This window comes from Pseudomonas sp. B424, assembly GCF_055408345.1.
Map to the genome: position 1 here is coordinate 35,630 of NZ_JBUZTL010000009.1, position 25,653 is coordinate 61,282.

Sequence of the window (25,653 nt, forward strand, 5' to 3'; positions counted from 1 at the left end):
CATCATCAGCGATCTTGAATGGCCTTCCTCGCACTCGGTATTAACCACAAGACTGCTTCAGTAGACGTCCGCGAGCGCGTGGCATTTACTCCAGAGCAGTTGGTTGAGGCCTTGCAGCAGCTCTGCCGCCTAACCGACAGTCGCGAAGCTGCGATCCTCTCCACCTGCAATCGCAGTGAGCTCTATATAGAGCAGGACCACCTTTCGCCTGACAGTGTGCTCAAGTGGCTGGCGGATTATCACAACCTCAGCCTCGAAGAATTGCGGGCTTGTGCCTATGTCCATGAGGACGATGCTGCCGTTCGTCACATGATGCGCGTGGCTTCTGGCCTGGATTCGCTGGTGCTGGGCGAGCCGCAAATCCTCGGCCAGATGAAATCGGCCTACGCCGTGGCACGTGAGGCGGGCACCGTCGGGCCTTTGTTGGGGCGTTTGTTTCAAGCGACCTTCAACTCGGCCAAACAGGTGCGCACCGACACTGCCATCGGCGAAAACCCGGTGTCTGTGGCCTTTGCCGCCGTCAGCCTGGCCAAGCAGATCTTCAGTGACTTGCAGCGCAGCCAGGCCTTGCTGATCGGGGCGGGCGAGACCATTACCCTGGTCGCCCGGCACCTGCACGACCTGGGGGTCAAGCGCATCGTGGTGGCCAACCGTACCCTGGAGCGCGCCAGCACGCTGGCTGCACAGTTCGGAGCCCACGCGGTGCTGCTGTCGGACATTCCTCAAGAGCTGGTGCATAGCGATATCGTTATCAGCTCCACGGCCAGCCAGTTGCCGATTTTGGGCAAGGGCGCGGTCGAAAGCGCCTTGAAGCTGCGCAAGCACAAGCCTATTTTCATGGTCGATATTGCTGTCCCCCGCGATATCGAGCCTGAAGTCGGCGAGTTGGACGACGTTTACCTCTATACCGTCGATGATCTTCACGAGGTGGTTGCCGAAAACCTCAAGAGTCGTCAGGGCGCTGCTCAGGCGGCGGAAGAGATGGTCAGCATTGGCGCTGACGACTTCATGGTGCGTTTGCGCGAGCTGGCTGCGGTCGATGTACTTAAGGCCTACCGCCAGCAAAGCGAGCGCCTGCGCGACGAAGAGCTGCAAAAAGCCCAGCGCATGCTCGCCAACGGCAGCAACCCAGAAGACGTGCTGGTACAACTGGCGCGCGGTCTGACCAATAAATTGCTGCACGCACCCAGCGTCCAGCTGAAGAAGCTTTCTGCCGAAGGCCGCCTCGATGCGCTGGCCATGGCCCAAGAACTTTTTGCCCTCGGTGAGGGCTCCTCGCATAGCTCTGCGGATAAAAAATAGTAATGAAAGCGTCACTGCTTAATAAGCTGGACATCCTCCAGGACCGTTTTGAAGAACTGACCGCATTGCTTGGCGATGGCGAAGTCATTTCTGATCAAACAAAATTCCGCGCTTACTCCAAGGAATACGCCGAAGTTGAACCCATTGTCGCGACTTACGGGCTATGGCTGAAAGTACAGGCAGACCTTGAAGGCGCACAGGCGTTGCTTAAGGACAGCGACCCGGACATGCGTGAAATGGCGGTCGAAGAAGTTCGCGAAGCCAAAGAGCGCCTGGTCGAGCTTGAAGGTGACTTGCAGCGCATGCTGTTGCCTAAAGACCCTAACGACGGGCGCAACGTTTTCCTCGAAATTCGCGCCGGGACCGGCGGCGATGAAGCGGCCATTTTTGCTGGCGACCTGTTTCGCATGTATTCCCGTTACGCCGAGCGTCGTGGCTGGAAGCTGGAAATCTTGTCAGAAAACAGTGGCGAACATGGCGGCTATAAAGAAGTCATTGCCCGTGTCGAGGGCGAGAATGTTTACGGCAAGCTGAAGTTCGAGTCGGGTGTACACCGCGTGCAGCGCGTCCCCGCCACCGAGTCCCAGGGTCGTATCCACACCTCCGCCTGCACCGTGGCAGTACTGCCCGAGCCGGACGAGCAAGAAGCCATTGAGATCAACCCGTCTGATTTGCGGGTCGATACCTACCGCTCCTCGGGGGCGGGTGGTCAGCACGTCAACAAGACCGACTCGGCGATCCGTATCACGCACTTGCCCTCGGGCATTGTGGTGGAGTGCCAGGAAGAGCGTTCCCAGCACAAGAACCGGGCGCGGGCGATGTCCTGGCTTTCCGCCAAGTTGAATGACCAGCAAACCAGTGCTGCGGCCAATGCGATTGCCAGTGAGCGCAAGTCACTGGTGGGCTCGGGGGATCGCTCCGAGCGTATCCGCACTTACAATTTCGCGCAGGGGCGAGTGACCGACCATCGCGTCAACCTGACCCTGTATTCCTTGGATGACGTACTGGCTGGCGGCGTTGATGCCGTTATCGAGCCATTATTGGCGGAGTTTCAGGCTGACCAACTGACCGCCCTGGGTGAATAAATGACTATTATTGCCAGCTTGTTACGGGCTGCTGAACTGCCTGACTCGCCAACTGCCCGTCTTGATGCGGAGCTGCTGCTGGCTGCCGCCCTGGGCAAGTCGCGCAGTTATTTGCACACATGGCCAGAGAAAATTGTCAGCAGCGAAGCGGCTTTGGCCTTCTCGCAGTTCCTGTTGCGTCGCCGGGCCGGTGAGCCGGTGGCCTACATTCTGGGGCAGCAGGGTTTCTGGAATCTTGATCTGGAAGTGGCACCGCACACGTTGATCCCGCGTCCCGACACCGAGCTGCTGGTCGAAACCGCGCTGGACTTGCTACCCGCAACCCCGGCCAAGGTGCTCGATCTGGGCACCGGCAGCGGCGCAATTGCCCTGGCGCTGGCCAGCGAGCGCGCCGCCTGGCAAGTCACTGCGGTTGACCGCGTACTTGAAGCCGTGGCCCTGGCCGAGCGCAATCGCCAGCGCTTGCAGCTCGAAAACGTCAATGTGTTTACCAGCCACTGGTTCAGCGCCCTGGCCGACCAGCGTTTTGATCTGATTATCAGCAACCCGCCTTATATAGCGGCCGGTGACGTTCACCTGGCTGAAGGCGATGTGCGTTTTGAACCCGAAAGCGCTCTGGTCGCCGGGGCTGATGGGCTGGACGATATACGCGAGATCATCGCTGCTTCGGTACAGCACTTGAATGCAGGTGGCTGGCTGATGCTGGAGCACGGTTATGATCAGGCCTCGGCCGTTCGCGAACTGTTGCTGGCAGCAGGTTATGCACAGGTTGAAAGTCGCAAGGACCTGGGCGGGCACGAACGCATTACGTTGGGTCGCCTGCCGTGCTGACCGATGAGGAGCTGTTGCGCTATAGCCGGCAGATCCTGCTGCAACAGGTCGATATTGACGGCCAGTTGAAGCTCAAAAACAGCCGTGTGCTGATTGTCGGTCTGGGCGGGCTTGGTTCGCCCGTCGCGCTCTACCTTGCCGCAGCCGGTGTCGGTGAGCTGCATCTGGCCGACTTCGACAGCGTCGACCTGACCAACCTGCAGCGCCAGATTATTCACGACACTGCCAATGTCGGCGAAAGCAAGGTCGACTCGGCGTTGCGCCGGCTGCGTCTGATAAACCCGCACATCAAGCTGGTCGGCCACCGTTCGGCGCTGGATGCCGACTCTTTGAGCGAGGCGGTGTCCCATGTGGATCTGGTGCTCGATTGCTGCGATAACTTTGCCACCCGCGAAGCGGTGAACCGGGCCTGTGTCACGGCGCGCAAGCCATTGGTCAGTGGTGCGGCGATTCGCCTTGAGGGGCAATTGTCGGTGTTTGATTCGCGTCAGCCCGCAAGCCCTTGCTATCACTGCCTGTACGGGCACGGCAGTGAAGAGGAGCTGACCTGCAGCGAAGCCGGGGTGATCGGCCCGTTGGTAGGGCTGGTCGGCAGCTTGCAAGCCCTTGAAGCGCTCAAGGTACTGGCCGGTTTTGGTGAGCCGCTGGTAGGTCGACTGTTGTTGATCGATGCCGTGGGCACACGTTTTCGAGAGTTGCGGGTCAAGCGTGACCCGGCGTGCAGCGTGTGTGGAGCTGGCCATGAGTGAGGCACCGGTTGGGGTTTTCGACTCCGGCGTCGGTGGCCTGTCGGTCCTCAAGGAAATTCACACCCTGTTGCCCAACGAGTCGCTGCTCTACGTAGCGGATTGTGGGCATATCCCCTATGGCGAAAAAAGCCCCGAGTTTATCCGCCAGCGCTGCGCGGTGGTGGCCGATTTCTTTCAGCGCCAGGGCGCCAAGGCTCTGGTGCTGGCCTGCAATACCGCGACAGTGGCGGGGGTTGCAGACTTGCGTCAGCTATACCCGGAGTGGCCCATCGTCGGTATGGAGCCCGCCGTCAAACCGGCAGCGGCAGCCACGCGCAGCGGTGTGGTGGGCGTGCTTGCAACCACCGGCACGTTGCAAAGCGCCAAGTTTGCCGCCTTGCTCGACCGCTTTGCCAGCGATGTCCGGGTCATTACCCAGCCATGCCCCGGTCTGGTGGAGCTGATTGAAACCGGCGACCTGCACAGCAATGCCTTGCGCACCTTGTTAACAGGCTACATAGAGCCTTTGCTGGCGGCCGGGTGCGACACCATCATTCTGGGCTGCACCCATTACCCCTTCCTCAAGCCTCTGCTCAGCCAGATGCTCCCGCCTTCGATCAGCCTGATCGATACCGGCGCCGCCGTGGCGCGTCAGCTTCAGCGTTTATTGACGGAACAAGACTTGCTGGCGGTGGGCCCATCCCGCGAACCACAGTTCTGGACCAGCGCTTCGCCTGAACACTTAGGAGAAATCCTGCCTGTGCTGTGGAATAAATCTGGCGTTGTGCGAAGCTTCGGTCTGTAAAGAAACCGGAACTCTGCTTCATAACGTCTGCCTGATGAGGCGCATAACAACTGACATAGGCATATGAAATAGGATTTTCTTATGAATCGACTGTTTGGTTTGGTTGCGATTGCAGCCGCTGTACTGGGGCACAGTATTACGGCACAGGCTGCCGGGCTTGAATTTGGGGTGGGGCATACCAGCGAATCGACCATGACCTGGCGTCTGGGCTTGAAGTCCGATTGGGACAAAAGCTGGATGCAAAGCGACACGGGGCGTCTGACCGGATACTGGGACGGGGCTTACACCTACTGGGAAGGTGACAAGTCATCCTCGAGTAACAGCCTGTCGTTCTCGCCCGTATTTGTGTACGAATTTGCCGGTGAAAGGGTTAACCCTTATGTGGAGGCCGGGATTGGAGTTGCGTTGTTCTCGCACACTGAAGTCGAAGGCAACAGGCTGGGAACGGCTTTCCAGTTTGAGGACCGCCTGGGTTTTGGTTTGCGCTTTGCGGGTGGGCATGAGGTCGGGATTCGCGCGACTCACTACTCCAATGCGGGCATATCCAGCACCAATGACGGCGTAGAAAGCTACGCGCTGCATTACACGCTGTCGCTGTAGGACTCGTGGGTTAGCGATACGCCGTCGCAATGCCCTGGCGCTCGTTGAGGCATTCGACTTCGCCCATTTCGAACTCGCGGCAAATCAGCGGGCGCTTCTCATAGATGGTGCACATCATGGTGTTGCGGTCCAGGGCCGCGCACCAGCCATCGTCCAGACGCAGCATTACCTCACCGCCCCAGTCATCGTTGTCGATAAAGCGTTCGGGCACGCCGGTGTCGGTGATGAGCATCACTTCCAGTTGGCAGCAGCACGCCGCACACGTCGAACAGGTGACGGCGGGTTCGTTGATTTCGGTCAGGGGGATGTTGGTCATAGGCGCGCAGTGTAAGGCAGTGTTGCTGGCAGGTGTAAATCGGCTGATAAAGTGTCTGTCATAACCCTGGTGCGGGAGCGAGCCTGCTCGCGAAAGTCGTTAACGATAACGAGTGTTTACTGGATAAATACGGCGCTCTTGAGACCTTCGCGAGCAGATGCTGTGCAGATCATTAAGTTTTTTGTTTGCCCGCCAGCCATTGCAGCGCCGGAAACAACCCCGCCCACAACAGGCTCAACCCCGCAAGCGTTGGCCACAGGCCCAGGGGGAATTGCACCGCCCCCAGTCGCTGCCCGGCGTAATACGACAACGGCCCGCCGAGAGCACCCAGCAAAACAGCACGCCACCAAGGCTTGGCGGTCCAGGCCAGGCAATGATTCAAGGTAATGGCCAGCAGTGCCCATAACAGCACCAGCCAGAACGGAATCAAACCCCCGGATTGCTTGAACGCGAAAACCCCGGCATTGAGCAGCAAGCTGTCCACCGTGCTACCGACTAAACAGACGACGAGGACTAGGCGCACGTCTGACATTGAGCGGCTGATCACCAGCAGATGCGCCAACAAGGCGGCTCCTGCCAGCAGTAACCACAGGCTATTGCCTCCCAGCACACAGGCGAACCAGCCGAGCTGGAACAGCCCGGCATTGAGGAGTCGCATCTGAAGCGTGGAACTAAGCACTGAACCGCCCGAGCAACGGCGCAGGCATGGCCGCCGGTTTGGCCAACAACAATTGCGCGGTGCCGATGCTGCGCTCAAGAAAGCCGCCTTCGCAGTAGCACAGGTAAAACTCCCACAGACGCAGAAAGTACTCGTCGTAACCCAATTCAGTTAAACGCCCGTGGGCGCGGCGAAAGTTCTCATGCCACAGACGCAAGGTTTTGGCGTAGTGCAGGCCAAAGTCCTCCATGTGCATAAGGTTCATGTCAGTGTCGTTGCCGACGATTTCGAGCATTTTTTGCACGCTGGGCAGCGCGCCACCGGGGAATATGTAGCGCTGGATAAAGTCCACGCTGGTTTTGGCCTGCTCGTAACGTTGTTCGCGGATGGTGATGGCTTGAAGCAGCATCAGCCCGTGGGGCTTCAGCAGGTGGGAGCATTGCTTGAAGTAGCCTGGCAAAAAGTGATGCCCGACGGCTTCAATCATCTCGATCGACACCAGCTTGTCGTATTGCCCTGTTAAATCGCGGTAGTCCTCCAGCAGCAAAGTCACCTGATCTTGTAAGCCCAAGGCTTCGACACGGGCTTTGGTGTAGTCGAATTGCTCCTTGGACAGGGTAGTGGTGGTGACTTTGCAGCCGTAATGCTGTGCGGCAAACAACGCCATGCTGCCCCAGCCGGTGCCGATTTCGAGCAAGTGGTCTTCGGGTTTCAGGTCGAGTTTCTGGCATATACGCTGCAACTTATTGAGCTGGGCTTGCTCCAGGGTGTCGTCATCGCTAAGGAACTGCGCTGCCGAATACATCATTGTGGGGTCGAGAAACTGTTCGAACATCTCGTTACCCAAGTCGTAATGCGCGGCAATATTCTTTTGCGAGCCTTTGCGGGTATTGCGGTTAATCCAGTGCAAACCGCGGATCAGCGGCCGGCCCAGGCGTGCCAGCCCGTCTTCCATTGCGTCGAGCACCGCCATGTTGCTGACCAGTACCCGGACCACCTTGGTCAGGTCGGGTGAGCTCCAATAACCATGGATGAACGCTTCGCCCGCGCCAATCGAGCCGCTGCTGGCGATCATGCCCCAGAGGTTCGTGTCGTGGACGTGCACTTCGGCCACCAGGCCCGCGCTGCAATCACCAAACATAAGGCGTTCGCCGTTTTCGATCACGACCAAATGACCGTTTTTCAACTGGCTCAGTTGGCGCATGACCCCGCGGCGCAGCAATGCGCTGGTCAGGTTATGGGCCGTGGACAGTGAGGGTTTGCTAACCAGGCTAGGGCTCTTCATGGCGTTGATCCTTGGGTTGCAGGGCGGCAATTCGAAAGGCGCCGTCGGCGGCCTGATGGGGGGAAATCGGTGTGCGCTTGAGCAGCAGGCGCAAGGCTTGCCAGTAGATGGCCAGACAGGTTTTGGCGGTCATCCACGGGAACTGGCGCAAGTACCGATGCAGCCCTGCGCGGTCCAGCGTCGTGCGTTGCAGGTTGAGGGTGGCATCGAACATTTTCAGGTCGCCCAGCCAGTCCGCCATATGCACCCCGAGCCGGGTGTCCGGCGGGCTGAAGCTCATGCGGTATTCCAGATCCCGTGGCAGAAAGGGCGAGACGTGAAAGGCCTTGGCCACGACGGCATGCTGAAAACCGTCCCCCTGAGTCGGGAGCACGTAGTGATAGCGTTCGCGCCAGGGCGTATTGGTGACTTCGCACAAGATGGCGGCCAGTTTTCCGTCAGCCTCGTAGCAGTAAAAGAAACTCACCGGGTTGAAGGACAGCCCCCAGCTGCGGGCTTGCGTCAGCAAACAGATCGCGCCTTGCGGTGCATGCCCCAAAGCCATGGCAACTTGCTGACGTACCGCGTCGATCAGGCGCATGCCGGTTGCTGTGTGCGTTTTCAGATAATCGGTTTCACGAAAAGAAAACGGCGCAAAGCGGCTTTTGCCGGCCAGTGGTGATAGCGCGAGCACCGCGTCCTGTTCGTCCAGATCCAGATACAGCAAGCCGATTTGGTAGCGGAATGCATGGGTGGTCGGCGCAAAGCGTCGATGGGCGATCCAGCCGCTGTACAGGGCGCTGTTCATAATTGCTGGCCAAAGGCCGCCGCGACGCGCAGCGCACTGACGACACCGTCTTCGTGGAACCCGTTGGCCCAATACGCGCCACAAAAAAAGCTGTGGTGTGCGCCCAGTAACTCTTGCCAGCGGGCTTGAGCCGCTACAGCACCCAGGCTGTATTGCGGATGGGCGTAGGTGTAACTGGCCAGTACTTTGAGAGGGTCGATGGCAATGCTCTGGTTAAGGCTGACGCAGAAGGTCGTCTCGCTCTGAAAACCCTGCAGGATGTTCATGTTGTAGGTGACCGCAGCGCCCCTTGGTCCGGCATTGCCAAGGCGATAATTCCAGCTTGCCCACGCCAGTTTTCGATCAGGCAGCAGGCGAGTATCGGTGTGCAGCACCACATCGTTTTCGGCATAGGGCATGGCGCCGAGAATTTGTGCTTCGGCGACCGAAGGGCGCGCCAGTATTCTCAACGCCTGATTGCTGTGGCAGGCAAAAATCACCTTGTCGAAATACTGACTGCCGGCGGCGCTGTGGATCAGTACCCCGCCTTTATCGCGTTCGACACGTTTGACCGGGCAGTTCAGACGGATCTTGTCGGCAAAACCTGCGCTCAGAGGGTTCACATACGCGCTTGAGCCGCCTTCAATCACTCGCCATTGCGGGCGATTAGTGACGCTTAGCAAACCGTGGTTTTTGAAGAAGCGCACAAAAAATTGCAGCGGAAAGCCCTGCATCTCGGCCAGCGACATGGACCAGATCGCCGCGCCCATCGGCACGATGTAGTGCTCGATAAACCGGGAGCCATAACCGCGTTGCTGCAGGTAGTCCCCCAGACGGATGTCGCTGGCAATACGCTGCTCTTCCAGGTCGCGGACGGCTTCGCGATTGAAGCGCAAAATATCGCGCAACATGCCCCAGAAGCCCGGCGACAAGAGGTTGCTGCGTTGGGCAAACAAACTGTTGAGTGTGTTGCCGTTGTATTCGAGCCTGCTGTCGGTGTCGTGGACGGAAAAGCTCATTTCTGTGGCTTTGGAGCGAACCCCCAGTTGGTCCATCAGCTTGATGAAGTTGGGGTAGGTCCAGTCGTTGAACACGATAAACCCGGTGTCCACGGCATACGCCTGGCCTTTGACGTTCACATTGACGGTATGGGTGTGGCCACCGACCCAGTCACTGGCTTCGAACACGCTGATGTCATGTGCCTTATGCAGCAAGTAGCCGCAGGTCAGCCCGGAAATGCCGCTGCCAATGATCGCGATTTTCATGATGCTTTACCGTCAGAGGTCCGGGCCAGGCGTTTGCTGAGCGCAACTTGCAGGCGTTTTGGCAAGTTCGCCAGCAACCGCAGCGCGACGATAAACGGTGCGGGAAATGCGATCTCCAGCGGGCGTTTGTGCAGATGCTGGCAAATATGCTGAGCCGCCTTTTGCGCAGGCCAGCGCATGGGCATCGGGAAGTCGTTGTTTTCGGTGAGCGGGGTGTCGACAAAGCCGGGGCTGACGAGTGTGACGTCAATGCCTTCCTGGGCCAGGTCGATACGCAGTGACTCGAGCAAGTAGCGCAGGCCGGCTTTCGATGCGCCATAAGCCTCGGCGCGTGGCAGTGCCCAGTAGGTGACAGAGCTGACCACGCCCACCAGATGCGGCCGCGAGCCTGCGCGCAGCAAGGGTAGTGCGCACTCAATGCAGTAGCTGCTGGCCAACAGGTTGGTGCGCACCACACGCTCGATCACCGCGGCGTCGAACTGACGGACGTCGACATATTCACAGGTCCCGGCGTTGAGAATCACGGTGTCCAGCGCGCCCCATGCCTGGGTGATGCGTTTACCGATTTCCTGTACCTGCGCGCTGTCGGTCAGGTCGCCGGGCACCAGCAAGACTTGCCCGGGGTAACGGTCGGACAAGGCTTTCAGGGGTTCCTGCGTGCGGGCGGTCAGCGCCACCCGGGCACCGCTGCTCAGCAACTCTTCTGCCATGTGCGCGCCTATCCCGCTGCTGGCGCCTGTGAGCCAAACCCGCCGAACGTCAGCCATGGCTCACCTCTGTCATTTGCCGTGACGGCAGATTTTTGAAAGCGCTCAGGGCGCGGTCGCGGCTTTGGCTCAAATCAACGATGGGGGCCGGGTAATTGGCCGCCCCGAACAGTCCGCCAAGCGAAGCGGGGTTATGCACGTGTTTTTTATTCAGGTCCGCCAGTTCAGGCAGCCAGTGCTTGATGAAGCACCCTTCAGGGTCGAAGCGTTCTGACTGGCTCAGCGGGTTGAAAATTCTGAAGTACGGCACTGAATCTGTGCCGGTGGAAGAACTCCATTGCCAGCCACCGTTGTTGGCGGCCAGATCACCGTCGATCAAATGCTGCATAAAAAAACGCTCACCTTCGCGCCAGTCGATCAGCAGGTTTTTGGTGAGGAACATCGCCACCACCATCCGCAGGCGGTTGTGCATCCAGCCGGTTGCAAGTAACTGGCGAATGGCCGCATCGATGATCGGAAAGCCCGTGCGCCCCTGTTTCCAGGCGGCCAGCTCTTGTGGGGCATCACGCCAGGGCAAAAACTCGGTGTCAGGCCTGAAGGCGCGGTGCCGGGAAACCCTGGGGTAGCCCACCAGAATATGTTTGTAGAACTCGCGCCACAGCAGCTCGCTGATCCAGGTTGAAGCACCGGCACTGCCAGTGTCGAACTCGCCATGGTTGCTTTGCACCGCGGCGTGCAGGCACTGGCGCGGTGAGATGACACCTGCTGCCAGGTAGGCCGATAGCTGGCTGGTGCCGGGCACTGCCGGCAAGTCGCGCTGATCTTTGTAGTCGTGGATAGCTTCATCGGCAAAGCGTGTGAGGCGCTGCCGGGCTTCGTCTTCTCCGGCAGGCCATAGCGCCTGCAATGACTGGCTTGGGGGGGAGAAGCCTGTGACCGATTCGGGAACCGCATCGCGCTGAATCGACAGCGGCGCCTGAGCCCGGGGTTTGCCGGTGACTGGCGGCAAGGCTATCTGCAAACGGCTGTAGCAGACCTTGCGGAACTGGCCGAACACCTGGAAGTACGACCCGCTTTGGGTCAGCACGCTGCCGGGCTTGAACAGCAATTGGTCCAGGTAGCTGTGAAAGCCGATGCCCTGAGCGTCGAGGGCGCGGGCGACCGCTTGATCGCGGCGGGTTTCGTGGATGCCGTATTCCTGATTGACGTGTACCGCTTCAACCCCCAGCTGTTGGCACACCTCAAGGACCACGCCGGGCGCTTGATCCCACAGCGGTGCGGTGCGAATCAGCAGCGGGATATTGAGCTGCTGCAAGCTGTCGCTCAGGGCTCGCAGGTTGCGCAGCCAAAAATCGACTTTGCACGGGGCATCGTCATGGGCCAGCCATTGTTCCGGGCTGATGAGGTACAAGGCCACGGTTGGGCCGCGTTCTGCAGCGGCGCCCAGGGCGGTGTTGTCGTAGTGGCGCAAATCGCTGCGCAGCCAGATCAGTTGCATGTGGGTTCCTTGGGGCTAGAAAAGTCCGAGATGGCTGAGCCGTTGATGGGCTTCAAGCGGATCAAGAGCCAGGAACAATCCCGGGATTTCAGTCGTACATACGGCCAGTTCGACGCTATGGATGCATACCGTTGGTCCGGCAATCAGGATCGGGCAGCCGATGCCAGTGAGTAGTTTTGGCAACTGTTGGAGGTTTAGGGTCTGGCTCGAGTAGAGCACCACGGCCGGTGACTTGAGACGTTCAACCGCCAGGGCCAGCTCGCCGTTGGGCAGGGGAGCGTCGAATACTTCAACCGGGCAATGGCTGCTGCTGACCAACCAGGCCGTTAACCACAGTTGCGCTTCGAAATGCTGGGTTGAATGGTTGATCAGCAGAGCGGGGGGCCCTTTAAGTGAGCGATTGTTGTGGTAGATCCGGGCGCCCAGTTTGCTGCGCAGCCATGAGCTGAAGAACACGCGCTCCAGCTGTGCCCCGAATTGGCCCTGCCAGCGTTGTTCCAGCTCGCTTAAAAGCGGGATCAACAATTGCTCGCACAGGGTATGGGCCGGATACAGCGACATGACCTGATTGAAATTGTCATCGAGCCTGCGTTCGGACAGCTCTCCGATCGCCAGCGTCAGGGCCTGGCGCCACGCCTGCCAGTCGTTGCCGGCAGGTTCGCGAAATGCCGGCAGGGAATCGAGCAGCGGTTTGACCTGACTGACGGCTACCCCGCGGTTGAGCCACGTCAGAATGTGGCGGATACGCAGGATGTGTTCGGTCGAGAACAGGCGATGGCCCTTGGCCGTGCGATGGGGAATGATCAGACCATACCGCCGTTCCCAGGCGCGCAGGGTCACGGCGTTCACGCCAGTGATGCGGGCCACCTCGCGGATCGGCTGCCAGCCCTCGGCCAGCGCCTTGCTGTAGTCCGCATCGGGGGTGTTGGACATGATCAGGTCGTCATTCATGGTCAGATCGCATTACGCAGGCTGAGGTTTTCCGGGTGCGGCTGCAGATAGACCTGCCTTGAAATGTAGGGAGCCGGGTGCAGGCGAAAGTGATGCTTGAGCAGTGTCAGTGGCACCACCAGCGGCACAATGCCGTGCAGGTATTGGGCAATCAGGTGCTGCATTTCCTGTTTGTCTTCGGCGCTGATGGACTGTTTGAGATAACCGCTGATGTGTTGCAGCACATTGGTGTGGGTGCGGCGTGTGGCACATTGCTTGAGGGCTTTCATCAATTCGCTGAAGTACTGCGGTGCGATCTTGCGTGGGTCACTTTTGCCCAGGGTGCCGAGCAGATTGCCCAGGGTTTTGTACTGCGCGGGGTGGTTGGCCATGAGCTGGTATTTGTAGCGGGCATGAAACTCTGTCAGTGAGCGGCGGGTGATGCCCGCGTTGAGCAACGCCTGCCAGGCGCTGTACGCATACACCCGGGTCAGGAAGTTTTCGCGCAGTACGGGGTCGTTCAGGCGGCCGTCTTCTTCTACTGGCAAGTCAGGGTGTGCGGCGCAAAATGCCTGTGCGTAAATCCCGCGCCCGCTCAGCTCGGCGGGGCGCCCGCCGTCCTGATACACCTTGACCCGCTCAAGCCCGCAGGATGGCGATTTCTGCATAAAGATGTAGCCGCAAATATCGGTATGCGCGGCGGCCATCGTCACCCCGTAGTCATATAGCTCCTGGGTCACGTTCAGGGTCGCATCGACACTGCCAACCGCCTGCGGCTGAGCCGGGTCGCCAATCAGCCGGATCGGCTGGCGCGGAATACCCAGGCCAATGGCGACTTCAGGGCACAAGGGTACAAAATCGAAGTGTTCTCTGAGGGCCTGACTGCACAGCCGCGACTCTTTGTGCCCACCGTTGAAGCGAACTTCTGCTCCCAGCAAGCAGGCGCTGATGGCGATTTTCGGTTTGGTATGAGACGAGACGGTGCTGGCCATGTGATAAACCTCCAAGAATTACTTGTACATCTTTTTATTGATGTACAACTTGGATTCATCATAGGTCTTGCGTTGTACAAGTCAATTACCTTGTACAAGTATTTGAGGTGCTGCCGAAAGGATTATTGCCAGCCCATTTTCCATTCGTCCGCATCCTGCAGGCTTTGCCACGTCAAACGCTGATTGCGCTGGGTCAGCACCGCTTGCAGTTCGATATCGAGCACGGTGCCTTCTTCGTCGCAAAACAGCTGGGTGACCAGAAAGTGTTTTTCACGGTTATGCGGCACAGCTGCTGTCCATTTTGACAGCAGCAATTTCCGGGGGGTGATGCGGTTCACTTCAGGTGCTCGATCAGTCGGCGTGCAGCCTCTTGGCCACTCAGCCATGCCCCTTCTACCCGTCCCGACAGGCACCAGTCGCCGCAGGCGTACAGGCCCAGGTCGGCATCGGCCAGGGCTCCCCATTCATGGGTCGCGGCTGGCCGGGCGTAAAGCCAGCGGTGCGCGAGGCTGAAAATCGGGGCGGGGGTGGGGAAGTGCATCAGCTCGGCAAAGGCGCCGTGCAATTGTTCGATGACCGCCTCTTTGGGCAAGTCGAGGTTCTGTTTGCTCCAGGCACTGGTTGCGTGCAAAACCCAGGTGTCGGGCTGGCTGTCACGTCCGGGCTTGCTGCGGTTGCGGGCCAGCCAGTCCAGCGGGCTGCCTTGTACGAAGCAACCTTCCATCGGCGTGTCGAGCGGTGATTCGAAGGCCAGGGCGACTGCCCAGGCAGGTTCCATTTTTACACCGGCAGCGGTACTTGCCAATTTGGGCGCGCTGGCCAGCAGGGAGGTGGCTTGCGGCGCCGGGGTGGCGATGATTACGTGGCTGAAAGGGCCGTGTTCGTCACCGTCGGCGTCCAGCAGGTGCCAATGCTTTTCACCGCGTATCAGGTCAGTGATCTGGCACGAGAAACTGACCGGCAAATGCCCCAGCAGGCCTCGGGTGATGGCGCTCATGCGCGGCTTGCCGACCCAGCGGGTTTGCTCGTCGGGGGAGGGGGTCAACTGGCCGTTTTTATAGTGGTACAGGTGCGGTTCCCACTCGACGGCCCAGCCTTTGGCTTGCCATTGCTGGACTTCATCGACAAAGCGCCGGTCCCGTGCGGTGAAATACTGAGCCCCCAGGTCCAGTACGCCAACATCACTGCGCTTGCTCGACATGCGCCCGCCGCTGCCACGACTTTTATCGAAAAGATGAACCGCATGCCCTGCATTGTGCAGTGACTTTGCTGCTGCCAGCCCGGCTATGCCGGCGCCAATAATCGCGATAGGTACAGTCATTATGGCCTCGATCTCTGTTTGCACAGACTACGCCGTCGGCAATACCTGTACAATTTTATTTGTTAGTATAGGTTTTAGAGCTTCTTTCAGATCCATGTGGCCTATCCTTAAATCAGGTCGATGACCGATAAAAGGTCTTCATATAAAAATAGACCAGTGCTCCCGATAAAACTCCTTGCGAGGCTCAACTCATGCACATTTTGCTGACCGGCGGTACAGGCTTGATCGGTCGCCAACTCTGTCGTCACTGGCTGGCGCAAGGCCATCGTCTCAGTGTATGGAGCCGGCGCCCCGAGCAAGTGGCCAAGTTGTGCGGTGCTCAGGTCAAGGGTATAGCTGCACTGGAAGAACTTGGCCAGGAAGCGGTTGATGCCGTGATCAACCTGGCCGGTGCGCCCATTGCCGACCGGCCCTGGACGCGCAAACGCAAGACTGTGCTGTGGAGCAGTCGCATTTCCCTAACCGAGACCCTTGTTGCCTGGCTTGAAACCCGCGAGCAAAGGCCAGCGGTGTTGGTGTCCGGCTCGGCCGTGGGCTGGTATGGCGACGGCGGTGAGCGTGAGTTGACCGAGGAGTCGCCCCCGGTCAGCGAAGATTTTGCCAGCCACCTGTGCATTGCCTGGGAAGAAACCGCGCAGCGGGCTCAAGCCTTGGGCATACGCGTGGTATTGGTGCGTACGGGGCTGGTGCTGGCAGCCGAGGGCGGCTTTTTGTCGCGCCTGCTGCTGCCTTTCAAGCTGGCGCTGGGCGGGCCGATAGGCAATGGTCGGCAATGGATGCCGTGGATTCACATCAACGATCAAATAGCCCTGATTGATTTTCTTGTGCATGAGAATGGGGCAAGCGGTCCTTATAATGCCTGCGCGCCGCATCCGGTACGCAATGCTGAGTTCGCCCAGACCCTGGGCCGCGTGTTGCACCGCCCGGCGTTTATGCCCATGCCCACCTTTGTGTTGCGCGTGTTGCTGGGCGAGATGTCGGGTTTGTTGCTGGGTGGCCAGCGGGCGATGCCCGAAAAATTGCTGGCTGCCGGTTTTACTTTTCAGTTCACCGATTTGCGTGCGGCGCTCAATGACGTAGCCGCCCGCCTCTGAAATAGGATGTTGCATGACCGACCACGCGCTGTTGCTGGTTAACCTGGGTTCGCCGGCGTCTACTTCGGTAGCGGATGTACGCAGCTACTTGAACCAGTTTTTGATGGACCCGTACGTGATCGACTTGCCGTGGCCGGTACGGCGTTTGCTGGTGTCGCTGATCCTGATCAAGCGTCCGGAGCAGTCCGCCCATGCCTATGCCTCAATCTGGTGGGAGGAGGGCTCGCCGCTGGTTGAGCTCAGTCGCCGCTTGCAGCAGGCCATGACCAAGGAGTGGACCCAGGGCCCGGTTGAACTGGCCATGCGCTACGGCGAACCTTCCATTGAAACGGTACTGACCCGCCTGGCCGCTCAGGGCATCAAAAAGGTCACGTTGGCGCCGCTGTATCCACAGTTCGCCGACAGCACCGTCACCACGGTGATTGAAGAGGCCAGGCGGGTGGTCAAAACCCGAAAGCTGCCCATTCAGTTCTCCATCCTGCAGCCGTTTTATGATCAGCCCGAATACCTCGATGCGCTGGTGGCCAGTGCCAGGCCGCATCTGGAGCAGGACTACGATCACCTGTTGCTGAGCTTTCACGGCTTGCCTGAACGGCATTTGCACAAGCTGGACCCGACCGGCAATCACTGCTTCAAGAATGAAGAGTGCTGCCAGAATGCCTCGCCCGCCGTTTTGGCGACCTGTTACCGGGCGCAGTGTTTGCGAACGGCGCAGGCTTTTGCGGAGCGTATGGGCCTGCCCGAGGGCAAGTGGTCGGTGGCGTTCCAGTCCCGTTTGGGGCGGGCCAAGTGGATTGAACCCTATACCGAGGCACGGCTGGATGCGTTGGCCAAACAGGGAGTGAAGAAGATTCTGGTGATGTGCCCGGCGTTTGTGGCCGACTGCATCGAAACCCTGGAAGAGATCGGTGATCGCGGTCGCGAGCAGTTCATTGAGGCGGGGGGCGAGGAGTTGGTGCTGGTGCCGTGTCTCAATGACAGCCCGCAGTGGGCGGCAGCATTGAACACGTTGTGTGAAAGGGCGCCGATGGCGCTTTAGAAAAACCCCTGAGGGAGCGGGCTTGCTCGCGATGCAGTCAACGCGGTCTATCTGTTGGATAGAGGTGATGCAATCGCGAGCAAGCCCGCTCCCGCAGGGATTACAGGTCAGATGACGGGGCCGTCACCTTTCTTGTGTTTCCAGCTGTCATTGCCCGGCAGGAGCAGGTTAAGCGCAATCGCAACGATGGCGCACAACGCGATGCCCTTGAGACCGAAGTCTTCAGGGCCCATGCCTGTACCGATCAGCACACCGCCAATCCCGAATACCAGCGTTACCGACACGATCACCAGATTGCGCGCTTCACTCAGGTCAACCTGGTGGCGGATCAGGGTGTTCATGCCCACCGCTGCAATCGAGCCGAACAGCAGACACAGAATCCCGCCCATCACCGGCACCGGAATGCTTTGCAGCAGTGCGCCGAACTTGCCGACAAACGCCAGACTGATGGCGAAGATCGCGGCCCAGGTCATGATTTTCGGGTTGTAGTTCTTGGTCAGCATCACTGCGCCAGTCACTTCGGCGTAGGTGGTGTTGGGCGGTCCGCCCAGCAGGCCGGCTGCGGTGGTGGCAATGCCGTCACCGAACAGCGTGCGGTGCAGGCCCGGTTTTTTCAGGTAGTCACGACCGGTCACGCTGCCCACGGCAATCACGCCGCCGATGTGTTCAATGGCCGGGGCCAGGGCCACGGGGACGATAAACAGAATCGCCTGCCAGTTGAACTCGGGAGCCGTGAAGTGCGGCAGGGCGAACCACGGTGCTGCAGCGATTTTGGCCGTATCGACTACGCCAAAGTAGAACGCCAGGGCAAAGCCCACCAGCACGCCGGCAATGATCGGCACCAGACGGAAAATCCCTTTACCGAATACGGCCACAATCAAGGTGGTCAGCAAGGCTGGCATCGAGATCATCATGGCGGTCTGGTAGTGGATCAGCTCGGTACCGTCTTCAGCACGGCCCATGGCCATGTGCGCGGCAATCGGCGCCATCGCCAGGCCGATGGAGATAATCACCGGCCCAATCACCACTGGCGGCAGCAAACGGTCAATAAAACCGGTGCCTTTGATCTTTACCGCGAAGCCGAGGAAGGTGTACACGAAACCGGCTGCCATCACGCCGCCCATGGTCGCTGCCAGGCCGAACTGGCCTTTGGCGAGAATGATCGGGGTAATGAAAGCGAAACTCGAAGCCAGAAAGACCGGCACCTGGCGCCGGGTCACGATCTGGAACAGCAGAGTCCCGAGACCCGCCGTGAACAGCGCGACGTTAGGGTCGAGGCCGGTAATCAGTGGCATCAACACCAACGCGCCAAAGGCCACGAAAAGCATCTGCGCGCCAGATATGATCTGGCGCCAGAGCGGGTCGTTGAACTCGTCCTGCATGTTAAACGTCCTTTTGCTTGGTGCCGAAGATCTTGTCGCCGGCATCGCCCAGGCCCGGAATGATGTAGCCGTGCTCGTTCAAACGCTCATCAACCGAGGCGGTGTAGATGATTACGTCCGGGTGAGCGGCTTCAACAGCAGCAATCCCTTCAGGTGCAGCAACCAGCACCATGGCGCGAATTTCCTTGCAGCCGGCTTTTTTCAGCAGGTCAATGGTGGCAACCATGGACGAGCCGGTGGCCAGCATCGGGTCGATAATCATCGCCAGACGCTCATTGATTTCCGGTACCAGCTTTTCCAGGTAAGTGTGGGCCTGAAGGGTCTCTTCGTTACGGGCAATACCGACAGCACTGACTTTAGCGCCCGGGATCAGGCTCAGTACGCCTTCGAGCATGCCGATGCCGGCACGCAGAATCGGCACGACGGTAATTTTCTTGCCAGCGATTTTTTCAACCTGGACAGTGCCGCACCAGCCTTCAATCTCGTAGGTTTCGAGGGTCAGGTCTTTGGTGGCTTCATAGGTCAGCAACGCGCCGACTTCCTGAGCGAGCTCACGGAAGTTCTTCGTGCTAATGTCTGCGCGGCGCATAAGGCCGAGCTTGTGACGGATCAGCGGATGGCGGATCTCACGGATGGGCATAAGTAAAGGCTCCGGTTGGGCAGGCAAAAAAAGCGGCCTAGATTAATCTAATCCGGGGTGATGTCCTACAGACATTACTGCACGTTAGTCCATAAATGCTTGATCTGAGCCATGCGGGTGCGTACCTTTGCCCGCTTTTCTTGCACAACCCCCCCTGGAGAGCGTCATGTCTGCTGATCTCGAGCATATCCGTCAAATCATGCGAGAGGCTGACTGCCTGTACACCGAAGCTGAAGTCGAAGCGGCGATTGCCCGCGTAGGCGCGCAAATCACGGCCGAAATGGCCGAGACCAATCCAGTGGTATTTTGTGTGATGAACGGCGGCCTGATTTTTTCCGGCAAGCTGCTCACCCATCTGAAATTTCCGCTTGAAGCGTCGTACCTGCACGCTACGCGCTATCGCAATGAAACCACTGGCGGCGACCTGTTCTGGAAAGCCAAACCAGAAGTGTCGTTCATTGACCGTCACGTACTGATCATCGATGACATCCTCGATGAGGGGCACACCCTTAGCGCCATTGTCGAATTCTGCAAACACGCCGGTGCCCGTCAGGTGCACACCGCGGTTCTGATCGACAAGGACCACGACCGCAAAGCGCGTCCGGACCTGAAGGCCAACTACGTGGGCTTGCCGTGCATTGACCGTTACATCTTCGGCTATGGCATGGATTACAAAGGTTACTGGCGTAATGCTGCTGGCATTTATGCCGTTAAAGGTATGTAAGAAAGGACGTTGAAGCTTTCCCGGTGAGAGCTTCAATCCGGCTATACCTCTACGAGTGAGCTGCCATGCTGGCTATCTTCCTTCAGACGCTCACGATTACCGCTCCCGTGTTTGCCATGCTGTTTTTAGGTGTGGTGCTCAAGCGCGTGGGCTGGATCAATGACAACTTTATCCACACAGCGTCGGCACTGGTGTTCAACGTCACCATGCCGGCGTTGTTGTTTCTGGGTATTTTGCATGCCGATCTCAGGGCGGCCCTGCAGCCCAAGGTGCTGGGTTATTTCGTCCTGGCGACGCTTGCCAGCTTTGCCTTGGCCTGGGGCTGGTCGATCTGGCGCTGCCCGCGTGAGGATCGCGGGATCTACACCCAGGGTGCCTTTCGCGGCAACAACGGTGTCATCGGCCTGGCCCTGGCCGCCAGCATGTACGGCGACTACGGGATTTCCCTGGGGGCGGTGCTCGCCGGTCTGGTGATCCTGCTCTACAACACCCTGTCGACCATCGTGCTGGCGGTTTACAGCCCGGTGATCAAGTCCGACCCGTGGAGCATCTGCAAAAGTGTGTTCAAGAACCCGCTGATTATCAGCGTTCTGGGGGCAGTGCCTTTTGCAGTGTTCAAGATCGGTTTGCCCGGCTGGCTGCAGGCATCCGGCGAATACCTGGCCGCGATGACCTTGCCACTGGCGCTGATTTGCATCGGCGGCACGCTGTCGTTGGCGAGTTTGCGTAAAAGTGGCGATTTGGCACTGAGCGCCAGCCTGGTGAAAATGGTCAGCATGCCGCTGCTGGCAACCCTGGGTGCCTGGCTGTGCGGCTTTCGCGGGCCGGAACTGGGGATTCTGTTTCTGTACTTTGCCAGTCCGACGGCCGCGGCCAGCTATGTCATGGCGCGGGCGGCCAACGGCAATCACGAATTGGCAGCAGCGATCATCGTGATCACCACCTTGATGGCGGCCATCACGACCAATATCGGAATCTTTGTGTTGCAGTGGGGCGGCTGGATCTAGTCCGCGACAGGATCAGTCAGGTTTTTGCACGCAGGCTCGATTTGCCTGGGCAGCCAGTCAGGGTAAGTCTGGGGTAGCGCCTGCACCGGGGTACTTATCATCAGGCCATCGGCCATCGTGGCCTCAACGTAGGTCGCGCTCCAGCCTTGTTCGGGCGTCGGGATCTTGATGGTCAGGTCTTGCCCTTGGGGCAGGTCGATTTCAGTCGCTTCGTAGCGAATGCCGCAGGGCAGGCGGAAGTCACGGTCAGTGGGGTTGAGTGCGCGCCACTGGACCAGTTTGGTCGCAGGCTCCGAGATGCTCAGTGTCAGGCTTGTGCCTTGGGCATCAGGTGTCGACAGGGTGGTTAAAGTCGGCAACGGGCGCTGTTGCTGCATGCGGTTGATAAATGTCACCAGCGAACTTTCGACAAATGACTGGATGCCGTAATGGCTGGCGTTAGGGGCTACACGCAAGGCCTTTGGTCCGGGCAGTTGATCGAAGTAGAAGCGTGCGTTGTCCGGCAAGAAAAAGTCATCGCTGCTGGCATTGACGATGTATTTAGGGATGTCGAGTTTTGGGTTTGCAGCGTTTTGTGCGTACAGCAGTGGGTCCTCTATCTGCATCAGCTTGGCGAAATTGTCAGTATCAATCTGTCGTGTGATGCCTTCGTGGTGGTAGGCATTGAATGCCAGCGGCCAACTTTTACCGTAGGCGTTGTAGGTGTGCTGCAGTACGGTTTTGGTATTGAGTATGTCGATGACGAAGGGAGCAATCGCGCTGACACGGTTGTCAGTCAGTGCTGCCATCCAGACCGCCCAGCCTCGTTTTGAGGCACCGCTGGCAATAAAACGCTCGACTTGCCACGGTTTCAATTCCTGCTGGGCAAGGTCCATGGCCTTGATCAGTACTTGCATCATGGGGATATGCAGCGAAATAAACGGCTGAGCCTCGGGCTGTTGAATAAATAGCGCCCAGCTGTGGGCCACGCTGTCGTCTTCTCGTCGCGCAACACCGTCATCGCTGTAGGTCAGGTACTGGTTCGGGATGTTGCTGACGGAAACCACAATGGTGTGCGTTTGGCGGGCGATGGCCAGTGCCATCTTTTCGGTGAAGTCGGTTGCGGGCTGTACAGGTTTGTCCGCTGTTGGCACGTTGATGCCGTTATTGGCAATCAGCAGGGCCTGACTTTGTAACGCCACCTGCGGAATATAAATGTCGACGGTATGGCTCCAGTCGGCCGGGCTGACCATGCCGTGGCCGGACCATGACTGTGACTTTAACTCAAAGCGCCGCCTTTCAACCCCTGGGAAAGTGGTCGAACCTGTGGATGTGTATTCCAGGGGTTGATCCGCTCCAGCCTGTTGGTAACAGCTCAGAACTTTGCTGAAGTCCTGACCGCTGTTTTGGAAACAAGCCATTGCCGTATCGGTCGCCGAGGCGTTGCCGCAACCGCTCAGGAGCAGTACTGGTAGCAGTAGGCATAGGAGTTTGAAATGCATAGTCGTCTCGTAAGAAATTCGCAGCGCGGGTATCGAGCTGACCGAGCACTCTTACGTGAATCTATTGAATGGCTCTGTCAGACCCTTCCGTTTTTTATGCAGGCATTGTGATTGAGCGCGCCCGCGAGTCACGGTCCCTCAGTGCTGTCGACGCCAGGCGCGCAGGGTACTGAACAGCAAAAACACCAGCAGCGCCGGCAAGATGAAAAACAGCATCAAATGTTCAAGCTTGCCGGCCAGCGGCATGCCGGTGGTGAAGGACACCACGTGCAGCCCATAGGCCAGATACAGGCCCAGGAACAGCAGCCCTTCGCCACGGGTGATGCGGTAGCCGGTATAGAACACCGGCAGGCACAGTGCCGCGACCCCCAGCATCACCGGCAAGTCGAACGCCAGGGCGTTGGGTGACACGGACAAGGGCCCAGGCGCCACCAGAGCCGTCAGGCCCAGAACCCCCAGCAGATTGAACACGTTGCTGCCAATCACGTTGCCGACCGCAATTTCGCGCTGGCCGCGAACGGCGGCGACCAGAGAGGTGGCCAGCTCCGGCAGCGAGGTGCTGACGGCAATGATGGTCAGGCCGATGATCCGCTCTGACAGCCCCAGTTCCGTGGCAACCGTCACCGCCGCGCCGAGCAGCAGATGCCCGGCAACCCCCAGCAGCACCAGGGCGGTGAGTATGAGCAGTACGTTGTGCAGCCATGGGGTTGGGGGCAGGTCATGGCTGGCGTGATGATGCCCGCTGTGACGTGACTGGCGCAGCAGCAGGCCCAGATAGATCAGCAGCCCGCACAGCAAGGCAACGCCGTCCAGGCGGTCGAGTTGCTTGTTCAGCGCCAGAACGAAGACCAGGCCACTGGCGAGGATCATCAGGGGGATGTCCAGACGCACCAGCTGGCGGGATACGCGCAGGGGAATGATCAGCGCCGAGAGCCCGAGAGTGACCAGGATATTGAAGATGTTGCTGCCGATGACACTGCCCACGGCAATGTCCGAGGTGTCATTGAACGCGGCTTGCAGGCTGACGGTCATCTGGGGGGCGCTGCTGCCCAGCGCCACGACTGTGAGGCCGATCAGCAGCGGGCGTACCTTCATGCTGGCGGCCATGCGCACGGCGCTGCGCACCAGCAATTCTGCCCCGGCGATCAACAATACAAGACCGCAGAGCAATTGCAGCAGGTTCCACGGTGATAGCGCGCTCAAGCCTAAAATAACGGCAACTCCCTCAAGTCAGTCACTCAAACCCTGAACCCGGACTTTGGCTGTGCCCGTGCGCAGCATATCCAGCTGTTGGGCGGCCTTGCGTGAAAGATCGATCAGGCGGCCACGGGTATGCGGCCCGCGATCGTTGATGCGCACCACGACAGACCTGTCGTTGTTCAAATTGGTGACCAGTACCCGCGTCCCGAAAGGCAGGGCGGGGTGGGCGGCGGTAAGTGCATTCTGGTCGAAAGGTTCGCCGCTGGCGGTGCGCTTGCCATGGTGGCGAGCGCCGTAATAAGAGGCGGTGCCGGTTTTGTCATAGCCACGGGGGTCTATGTCATGGCTGGCACAGCCGGCGAGCAAGCTGAGCAGGGCGCAGGCGCCGAGTAGCCGCTTCATGGGGTAGTCCTTATGTTGCGGGAAAAAAACCACAAAACCCTGTGGGAGCGGGCTTGCTCGCGATGCGGGCGGCGCGGTGTTTCTGTAAGGTCCGCATCGATCCCATCGCGAGCAAGCCCGCTCCCACAGTTGAGTGGCTTAGCCTTCGAGTTTGCTTTTTAGCAGCTCGTTGACCTGTTGCGGGTTGGCTTTGCCTTTGGAGGCTTTCATCGCCTGGCCCACAAAGAAGCCGAACATCTTGCCGCGCTTGGCTTCGTCTGCCGCACGGTACTGCTCGACTTGCTCGGCGTTGGCCGCCAGCATTTCATCCAGCACCTTTTCAATGGCGCCGCTGTCGGTCACTTGCTTGAGGCCGCGTTTCTCGATGACCTCGTCTGCACTGCCTTCGCCATTGGCCATGGCTTCGAGCACAACCTTGGCGATTTTGCCGGAGATGGTGTTGTCCTTGATGCGTTGCAACATGCCGCCCAGTTGCTCGGCGGTGACCGGCGACTGGTCGATGTCCAGGCCCTGCTTGTTGAGCAGGCTGCCCAGCTCAACCATGACCCAGTTGGCTGCCAGTTTGGCGTCGTCGCTGATGCTCACCACTTTTTCGAAGTAGTCCGCTTGCTCGCGGCTGGAAGCCAGCACGCTGGCGTCGTAGGCGGACAGGCCGAACTGCGACTGGAAGCGCTCGCGCTTTTGCGGTGGCAGTTCCGGCAGGGTGGCGCGCACGTCTTCGATAAACGAATCTTCGATCACCACCGGCAGCAGGTCAGGGTCGGGGAAGTAACGGTAGTCGTTGGCTTCTTCCTTGCTGCGCATGGCGCGGGTTTCGTCTTTGTTTGGATCGTACAGGCGGGTCTGCTGAATGACCTTGCCGCCGTCTTCGATCAGCTCGATCTGACGGCGTACTTCGCTGTTGATCGCCTTCTCGATAAACCGGAACGAGTTGACGTTCTTGATCTCGCAGCGGGTGCCGAACTCGGCCTGGCCGAACGGGCGGATCGACACGTTGCAGTCGCAACGCAGCGAGCCTTCGGCCATGTTGCCGTCACAGATGCCCAGGTAGCGCACCAGCGCGTGCATTGCCTTGACGTAGGCCACCGCTTCTTTGGCGCTGCGCATGTCCGGCTCGGAAACGATTTCGAGCAACGGCGTGCCGGCACGGTTAAGGTCGATGCCGGTGGCGCCGCTGAAGTCTTCGTGCAGGCTTTTGCCCGCGTCTTCTTCCAGGTGCGCACGGGTGATGCCGACACGTTTGACGGTACCGTCTTCAAGGGTGATGTCCAGGTGGCCCTTGCCGACAATCGGCAATTCCATCTGGCTTATCTGGTAGCCCTTGGGCAGGTCCGGGTAGAAGTAGTTCTTGCGGGCGAACACGTTGTGCTGACCGATTTCAGCGTCAACGGCCACGCCGAACATCACGGCCATGCGCACGGCTTCCTGGTTCAGCACGGGCAGTACGCCGGGCATGCCCAGGTCAACCAGGCTGGCCTGGGTGTTCGGTTCTGCGCCAAAGGTGGTGGCGCTACCGGAGAAAATCTTCGATTGGGTGGCGAGCTGGGAGTGAATTTCCAGCCCGATCACAACTTCCCATTGCATGTGTTTTCTCC

The 25,653-nt window shown here is 59.2% G+C and carries 27 protein-coding genes; 10 read left to right on the forward strand and 17 right to left on the reverse strand.

Annotated features, from left to right (window positions below):
* The first annotated feature begins 18 nt into the window (after positions 1-18).
* The 6 genes from hemA to ACZRMS_RS12905 all read left to right on the forward strand — a co-directional run bounded on the left by hemA (position 19) and on the right by ACZRMS_RS12905 (position 5,351).
* The gene (gene hemA / locus ACZRMS_RS12880; RefSeq protein WP_048360125.1) at positions 19-1,302 is read left to right on the forward strand and encodes a glutamyl-tRNA reductase; all 1,284 of its coding nucleotides are present in this window, start codon (positions 19-21) and stop codon (positions 1,300-1,302) included.
* Positions 1,303-1,304: 2 nt separating this feature from the next.
* Positions 1,305-2,387, forward strand: a complete 1,083-nt coding sequence (gene prfA / locus ACZRMS_RS12885; RefSeq protein ID WP_463995553.1) for a peptide chain release factor 1 — start codon at positions 1,305-1,307, stop codon at positions 2,385-2,387.
* Positions 2,388-3,218: a peptide chain release factor N(5)-glutamine methyltransferase gene (prmC, locus tag ACZRMS_RS12890; protein ID WP_463995554.1), complete on the forward strand. Its 831-nt coding sequence runs from the start codon at positions 2,388-2,390 to the stop codon at positions 3,216-3,218.
* Positions 3,212-3,967, forward strand: a complete 756-nt coding sequence (locus ACZRMS_RS12895; RefSeq protein ID WP_463995555.1) for a molybdopterin-synthase adenylyltransferase MoeB — start codon at positions 3,212-3,214, stop codon at positions 3,965-3,967. The genes prmC and ACZRMS_RS12895 overlap by 7 nt, the downstream gene beginning before the upstream one ends.
* A complete protein-coding gene (gene murI, locus ACZRMS_RS12900) occupies positions 3,960-4,751 on the forward strand; it encodes a glutamate racemase (RefSeq protein ID WP_463995556.1) in 792 nt (263 codons plus the stop codon). The genes ACZRMS_RS12895 and murI overlap by 8 nt, the downstream gene beginning before the upstream one ends.
* An 81-nt stretch (positions 4,752-4,832) precedes the next feature.
* Positions 4,833-5,351, forward strand: a complete 519-nt coding sequence (locus ACZRMS_RS12905) for an acyloxyacyl hydrolase (protein ID WP_463995557.1) — start codon at positions 4,833-4,835, stop codon at positions 5,349-5,351.
* Positions 5,352-5,361: 10 nt separating this feature from the next.
* Here the strand turns inward: ACZRMS_RS12905 and ACZRMS_RS12910 are convergent, their stop codons facing one another.
* The 11 genes from ACZRMS_RS12910 to ACZRMS_RS12960 all read right to left on the reverse strand — a co-directional run bounded on the left by ACZRMS_RS12910 (position 5,362) and on the right by ACZRMS_RS12960 (position 15,089).
* Positions 5,362-5,667: a YkgJ family cysteine cluster protein gene (locus tag ACZRMS_RS12910; RefSeq protein WP_463995558.1), complete on the reverse strand. Its 306-nt coding sequence runs from the start codon at positions 5,665-5,667 to the stop codon at positions 5,362-5,364.
* Between the two features lie 172 nt (positions 5,668-5,839).
* Positions 5,840-6,325, reverse strand: coding sequence for a DUF2878 domain-containing protein (locus ACZRMS_RS12915; protein WP_463995559.1), 486 nt, complete (start codon positions 6,323-6,325; stop codon positions 5,840-5,842).
* Between the two features lie 13 nt (positions 6,326-6,338).
* A complete protein-coding gene (locus ACZRMS_RS12920; RefSeq protein ID WP_463995560.1) occupies positions 6,339-7,610 on the reverse strand; it encodes a class I SAM-dependent methyltransferase in 1,272 nt (423 codons plus the stop codon).
* Positions 7,597-8,397: a DUF1365 domain-containing protein gene (locus ACZRMS_RS12925; RefSeq protein WP_463995561.1), complete on the reverse strand. Its 801-nt coding sequence runs from the start codon at positions 8,395-8,397 to the stop codon at positions 7,597-7,599. Before ACZRMS_RS12925 ends, ACZRMS_RS12920 begins: the two co-directional genes overlap by 14 nt.
* Positions 8,394-9,641: an NAD(P)/FAD-dependent oxidoreductase gene (locus ACZRMS_RS12930; RefSeq protein WP_463995562.1), complete on the reverse strand. Its 1,248-nt coding sequence runs from the start codon at positions 9,639-9,641 to the stop codon at positions 8,394-8,396. The genes ACZRMS_RS12925 and ACZRMS_RS12930 overlap by 4 nt, the downstream gene beginning before the upstream one ends.
* Positions 9,638-10,408: an SDR family NAD(P)-dependent oxidoreductase gene (locus ACZRMS_RS12935; protein ID WP_463995563.1), complete on the reverse strand. Its 771-nt coding sequence runs from the start codon at positions 10,406-10,408 to the stop codon at positions 9,638-9,640. The genes ACZRMS_RS12930 and ACZRMS_RS12935 overlap by 4 nt, the downstream gene beginning before the upstream one ends.
* Positions 10,401-11,846 (reverse strand): deoxyribodipyrimidine photo-lyase, encoded by a 1,446-nt coding sequence (phrB, locus tag ACZRMS_RS12940; protein WP_463995564.1) that lies wholly within the window; start codon positions 11,844-11,846, stop codon positions 10,401-10,403. The genes ACZRMS_RS12935 and phrB overlap by 8 nt, the downstream gene beginning before the upstream one ends.
* Positions 11,847-11,861: 15 nt before the next feature.
* Positions 11,862-12,797 (reverse strand): MerR family transcriptional regulator, encoded by a 936-nt coding sequence (locus ACZRMS_RS12945; RefSeq protein ID WP_463995565.1) that lies wholly within the window; start codon positions 12,795-12,797, stop codon positions 11,862-11,864.
* A 2-nt stretch (positions 12,798-12,799) separates the two neighbouring features.
* Positions 12,800-13,768 (reverse strand): DUF1722 domain-containing protein, encoded by a 969-nt coding sequence (locus ACZRMS_RS12950; protein WP_463995566.1) that lies wholly within the window; start codon positions 13,766-13,768, stop codon positions 12,800-12,802.
* Positions 13,769-13,890: 122 nt separating this feature from the next.
* Positions 13,891-14,106: a TIGR02450 family Trp-rich protein gene (locus ACZRMS_RS12955; RefSeq protein WP_463995567.1), complete on the reverse strand. Its 216-nt coding sequence runs from the start codon at positions 14,104-14,106 to the stop codon at positions 13,891-13,893.
* On the reverse strand, positions 14,103-15,089 hold the full coding sequence (locus ACZRMS_RS12960; RefSeq protein ID WP_463995568.1) for an NAD(P)/FAD-dependent oxidoreductase: 987 nt from the start codon (positions 15,087-15,089) through the stop codon (positions 14,103-14,105). Before ACZRMS_RS12960 ends, ACZRMS_RS12955 begins: the two co-directional genes overlap by 4 nt.
* Before the next feature lie 191 nt (positions 15,090-15,280).
* Here ACZRMS_RS12960 and ACZRMS_RS12965 point away from each other — a divergent pair, with 191 nt between their 5' ends.
* Both ACZRMS_RS12965 and hemH read left to right on the forward strand, forming a co-directional pair.
* The gene (locus ACZRMS_RS12965) at positions 15,281-16,183 is read left to right on the forward strand and encodes a TIGR01777 family oxidoreductase (protein ID WP_463995569.1); all 903 of its coding nucleotides are present in this window, start codon (positions 15,281-15,283) and stop codon (positions 16,181-16,183) included.
* A 13-nt stretch (positions 16,184-16,196) separates the two neighbouring features.
* The gene (hemH, locus tag ACZRMS_RS12970) at positions 16,197-17,222 is read left to right on the forward strand and encodes a ferrochelatase (RefSeq protein ID WP_463995570.1); all 1,026 of its coding nucleotides are present in this window, start codon (positions 16,197-16,199) and stop codon (positions 17,220-17,222) included.
* Positions 17,223-17,329: 107 nt separating this feature from the next.
* On the opposite strand, the gene ACZRMS_RS12975 is transcribed toward hemH, so the two are convergent.
* The gene (locus tag ACZRMS_RS12975) at positions 17,330-18,604 is read right to left on the reverse strand and encodes a uracil-xanthine permease family protein (RefSeq protein WP_463995571.1); all 1,275 of its coding nucleotides are present in this window, start codon (positions 18,602-18,604) and stop codon (positions 17,330-17,332) included.
* A 1-nt stretch (position 18,605) separates the two neighbouring features.
* Positions 18,606-19,244, reverse strand: a complete 639-nt coding sequence (gene upp / locus ACZRMS_RS12980; protein WP_463995572.1) for a uracil phosphoribosyltransferase — start codon at positions 19,242-19,244, stop codon at positions 18,606-18,608.
* Between the two features lie 166 nt (positions 19,245-19,410).
* Here upp and ACZRMS_RS12985 point away from each other — a divergent pair, with 166 nt between their 5' ends.
* Together ACZRMS_RS12985 and ACZRMS_RS12990 are read left to right on the forward strand one after the other, a co-directional pair.
* A complete protein-coding gene (locus tag ACZRMS_RS12985; protein WP_463995573.1) occupies positions 19,411-19,968 on the forward strand; it encodes a hypoxanthine-guanine phosphoribosyltransferase in 558 nt (185 codons plus the stop codon).
* Positions 19,969-20,033: 65 nt separating this feature from the next.
* Positions 20,034-20,975, forward strand: coding sequence for an AEC family transporter (locus tag ACZRMS_RS12990; RefSeq protein WP_463995574.1), 942 nt, complete (start codon positions 20,034-20,036; stop codon positions 20,973-20,975).
* Here the strand turns inward: ACZRMS_RS12990 and ACZRMS_RS12995 are convergent.
* The 4 genes from ACZRMS_RS12995 to gatB form a co-directional block, all read right to left on the reverse strand.
* The gene (locus ACZRMS_RS12995; protein WP_463995575.1) at positions 20,972-22,456 is read right to left on the reverse strand and encodes a PhoPQ-activated pathogenicity-related family protein; all 1,485 of its coding nucleotides are present in this window, start codon (positions 22,454-22,456) and stop codon (positions 20,972-20,974) included. The genes ACZRMS_RS12990 and ACZRMS_RS12995 overlap by 4 nt on opposite strands.
* Positions 22,457-22,594: 138 nt before the next feature.
* Complete coding sequence (locus tag ACZRMS_RS13000; protein ID WP_463995686.1) at positions 22,595-23,635, reverse strand: calcium/sodium antiporter; 1,041 nt, start codon at positions 23,633-23,635, stop codon at positions 22,595-22,597.
* Positions 23,636-23,686: 51 nt separating this feature from the next.
* Positions 23,687-24,058: a septal ring lytic transglycosylase RlpA family protein gene (locus ACZRMS_RS13005; protein ID WP_463995576.1), complete on the reverse strand. Its 372-nt coding sequence runs from the start codon at positions 24,056-24,058 to the stop codon at positions 23,687-23,689.
* A 138-nt stretch (positions 24,059-24,196) separates the two neighbouring features.
* The gene (gene gatB, locus ACZRMS_RS13010) at positions 24,197-25,642 is read right to left on the reverse strand and encodes an Asp-tRNA(Asn)/Glu-tRNA(Gln) amidotransferase subunit GatB (protein WP_463995577.1); all 1,446 of its coding nucleotides are present in this window, start codon (positions 25,640-25,642) and stop codon (positions 24,197-24,199) included.
* Positions 25,643-25,653 lie beyond the last annotated feature (11 nt).

What these genes read in the sequence shown, in the direction of transcription:
- hemA (WP_048360125.1), top strand. Translation starts at nt 19, where the DNA reads ATGGCCTTCCTCGCACTCGGTATTAACCACAAGACTGCTTCAGTAGAC.
- prfA (WP_463995553.1), top strand. Translation starts at nt 1,305, where the DNA reads ATGAAAGCGTCACTGCTTAATAAGCTGGACATCCTCCAGGACCGTTTT.
- prmC (WP_463995554.1), top strand. Translation starts at nt 2,388, where the DNA reads ATGACTATTATTGCCAGCTTGTTACGGGCTGCTGAACTGCCTGACTCG.
- murI (WP_463995556.1), top strand. Translation starts at nt 3,960, where the DNA reads ATGAGTGAGGCACCGGTTGGGGTTTTCGACTCCGGCGTCGGTGGCCTG.
- ACZRMS_RS12905 (WP_463995557.1), top strand. Translation starts at nt 4,833, where the DNA reads ATGAATCGACTGTTTGGTTTGGTTGCGATTGCAGCCGCTGTACTGGGG.
- ACZRMS_RS12910 (WP_463995558.1), bottom strand. Translation starts at nt 5,667, where the DNA reads ATGACCAACATCCCCCTGACCGAAATCAACGAACCCGCCGTCACCTGT.
- ACZRMS_RS12915 (WP_463995559.1), bottom strand. Translation starts at nt 6,325, where the DNA reads ATGCGACTCCTCAATGCCGGGCTGTTCCAGCTCGGCTGGTTCGCCTGT.
- ACZRMS_RS12920 (WP_463995560.1), bottom strand. Translation starts at nt 7,610, where the DNA reads ATGAAGAGCCCTAGCCTGGTTAGCAAACCCTCACTGTCCACGGCCCAT.
- ACZRMS_RS12925 (WP_463995561.1), bottom strand. Translation starts at nt 8,397, where the DNA reads ATGAACAGCGCCCTGTACAGCGGCTGGATCGCCCATCGACGCTTTGCG.
- ACZRMS_RS12930 (WP_463995562.1), bottom strand. Translation starts at nt 9,641, where the DNA reads ATGAAAATCGCGATCATTGGCAGCGGCATTTCCGGGCTGACCTGCGGC.
- ACZRMS_RS12935 (WP_463995563.1), bottom strand. Translation starts at nt 10,408, where the DNA reads ATGGCTGACGTTCGGCGGGTTTGGCTCACAGGCGCCAGCAGCGGGATA.
- phrB (WP_463995564.1), bottom strand. Translation starts at nt 11,846, where the DNA reads ATGCAACTGATCTGGCTGCGCAGCGATTTGCGCCACTACGACAACACC.
- ACZRMS_RS12945 (WP_463995565.1), bottom strand. Translation starts at nt 12,797, where the DNA reads ATGAATGACGACCTGATCATGTCCAACACCCCCGATGCGGACTACAGC.
- ACZRMS_RS12950 (WP_463995566.1), bottom strand. Translation starts at nt 13,768, where the DNA reads ATGGCCAGCACCGTCTCGTCTCATACCAAACCGAAAATCGCCATCAGC.
- ACZRMS_RS12960 (WP_463995568.1), bottom strand. Translation starts at nt 15,089, where the DNA reads ATGACTGTACCTATCGCGATTATTGGCGCCGGCATAGCCGGGCTGGCA.
- ACZRMS_RS12965 (WP_463995569.1), top strand. Translation starts at nt 15,281, where the DNA reads ATGCACATTTTGCTGACCGGCGGTACAGGCTTGATCGGTCGCCAACTC.
- hemH (WP_463995570.1), top strand. Translation starts at nt 16,197, where the DNA reads ATGACCGACCACGCGCTGTTGCTGGTTAACCTGGGTTCGCCGGCGTCT.
- ACZRMS_RS12975 (WP_463995571.1), bottom strand. Translation starts at nt 18,604, where the DNA reads ATGCAGGACGAGTTCAACGACCCGCTCTGGCGCCAGATCATATCTGGC.
- upp (WP_463995572.1), bottom strand. Translation starts at nt 19,244, where the DNA reads ATGCCCATCCGTGAGATCCGCCATCCGCTGATCCGTCACAAGCTCGGC.
- ACZRMS_RS12985 (WP_463995573.1), top strand. Translation starts at nt 19,411, where the DNA reads ATGTCTGCTGATCTCGAGCATATCCGTCAAATCATGCGAGAGGCTGAC.
- ACZRMS_RS12990 (WP_463995574.1), top strand. Translation starts at nt 20,034, where the DNA reads ATGCTGGCTATCTTCCTTCAGACGCTCACGATTACCGCTCCCGTGTTT.
- ACZRMS_RS12995 (WP_463995575.1), bottom strand. Translation starts at nt 22,456, where the DNA reads ATGCATTTCAAACTCCTATGCCTACTGCTACCAGTACTGCTCCTGAGC.
- ACZRMS_RS13005 (WP_463995576.1), bottom strand. Translation starts at nt 24,058, where the DNA reads ATGAAGCGGCTACTCGGCGCCTGCGCCCTGCTCAGCTTGCTCGCCGGC.
- gatB (WP_463995577.1), bottom strand. Translation starts at nt 25,642, where the DNA reads ATGCAATGGGAAGTTGTGATCGGGCTGGAAATTCACTCCCAGCTCGCC.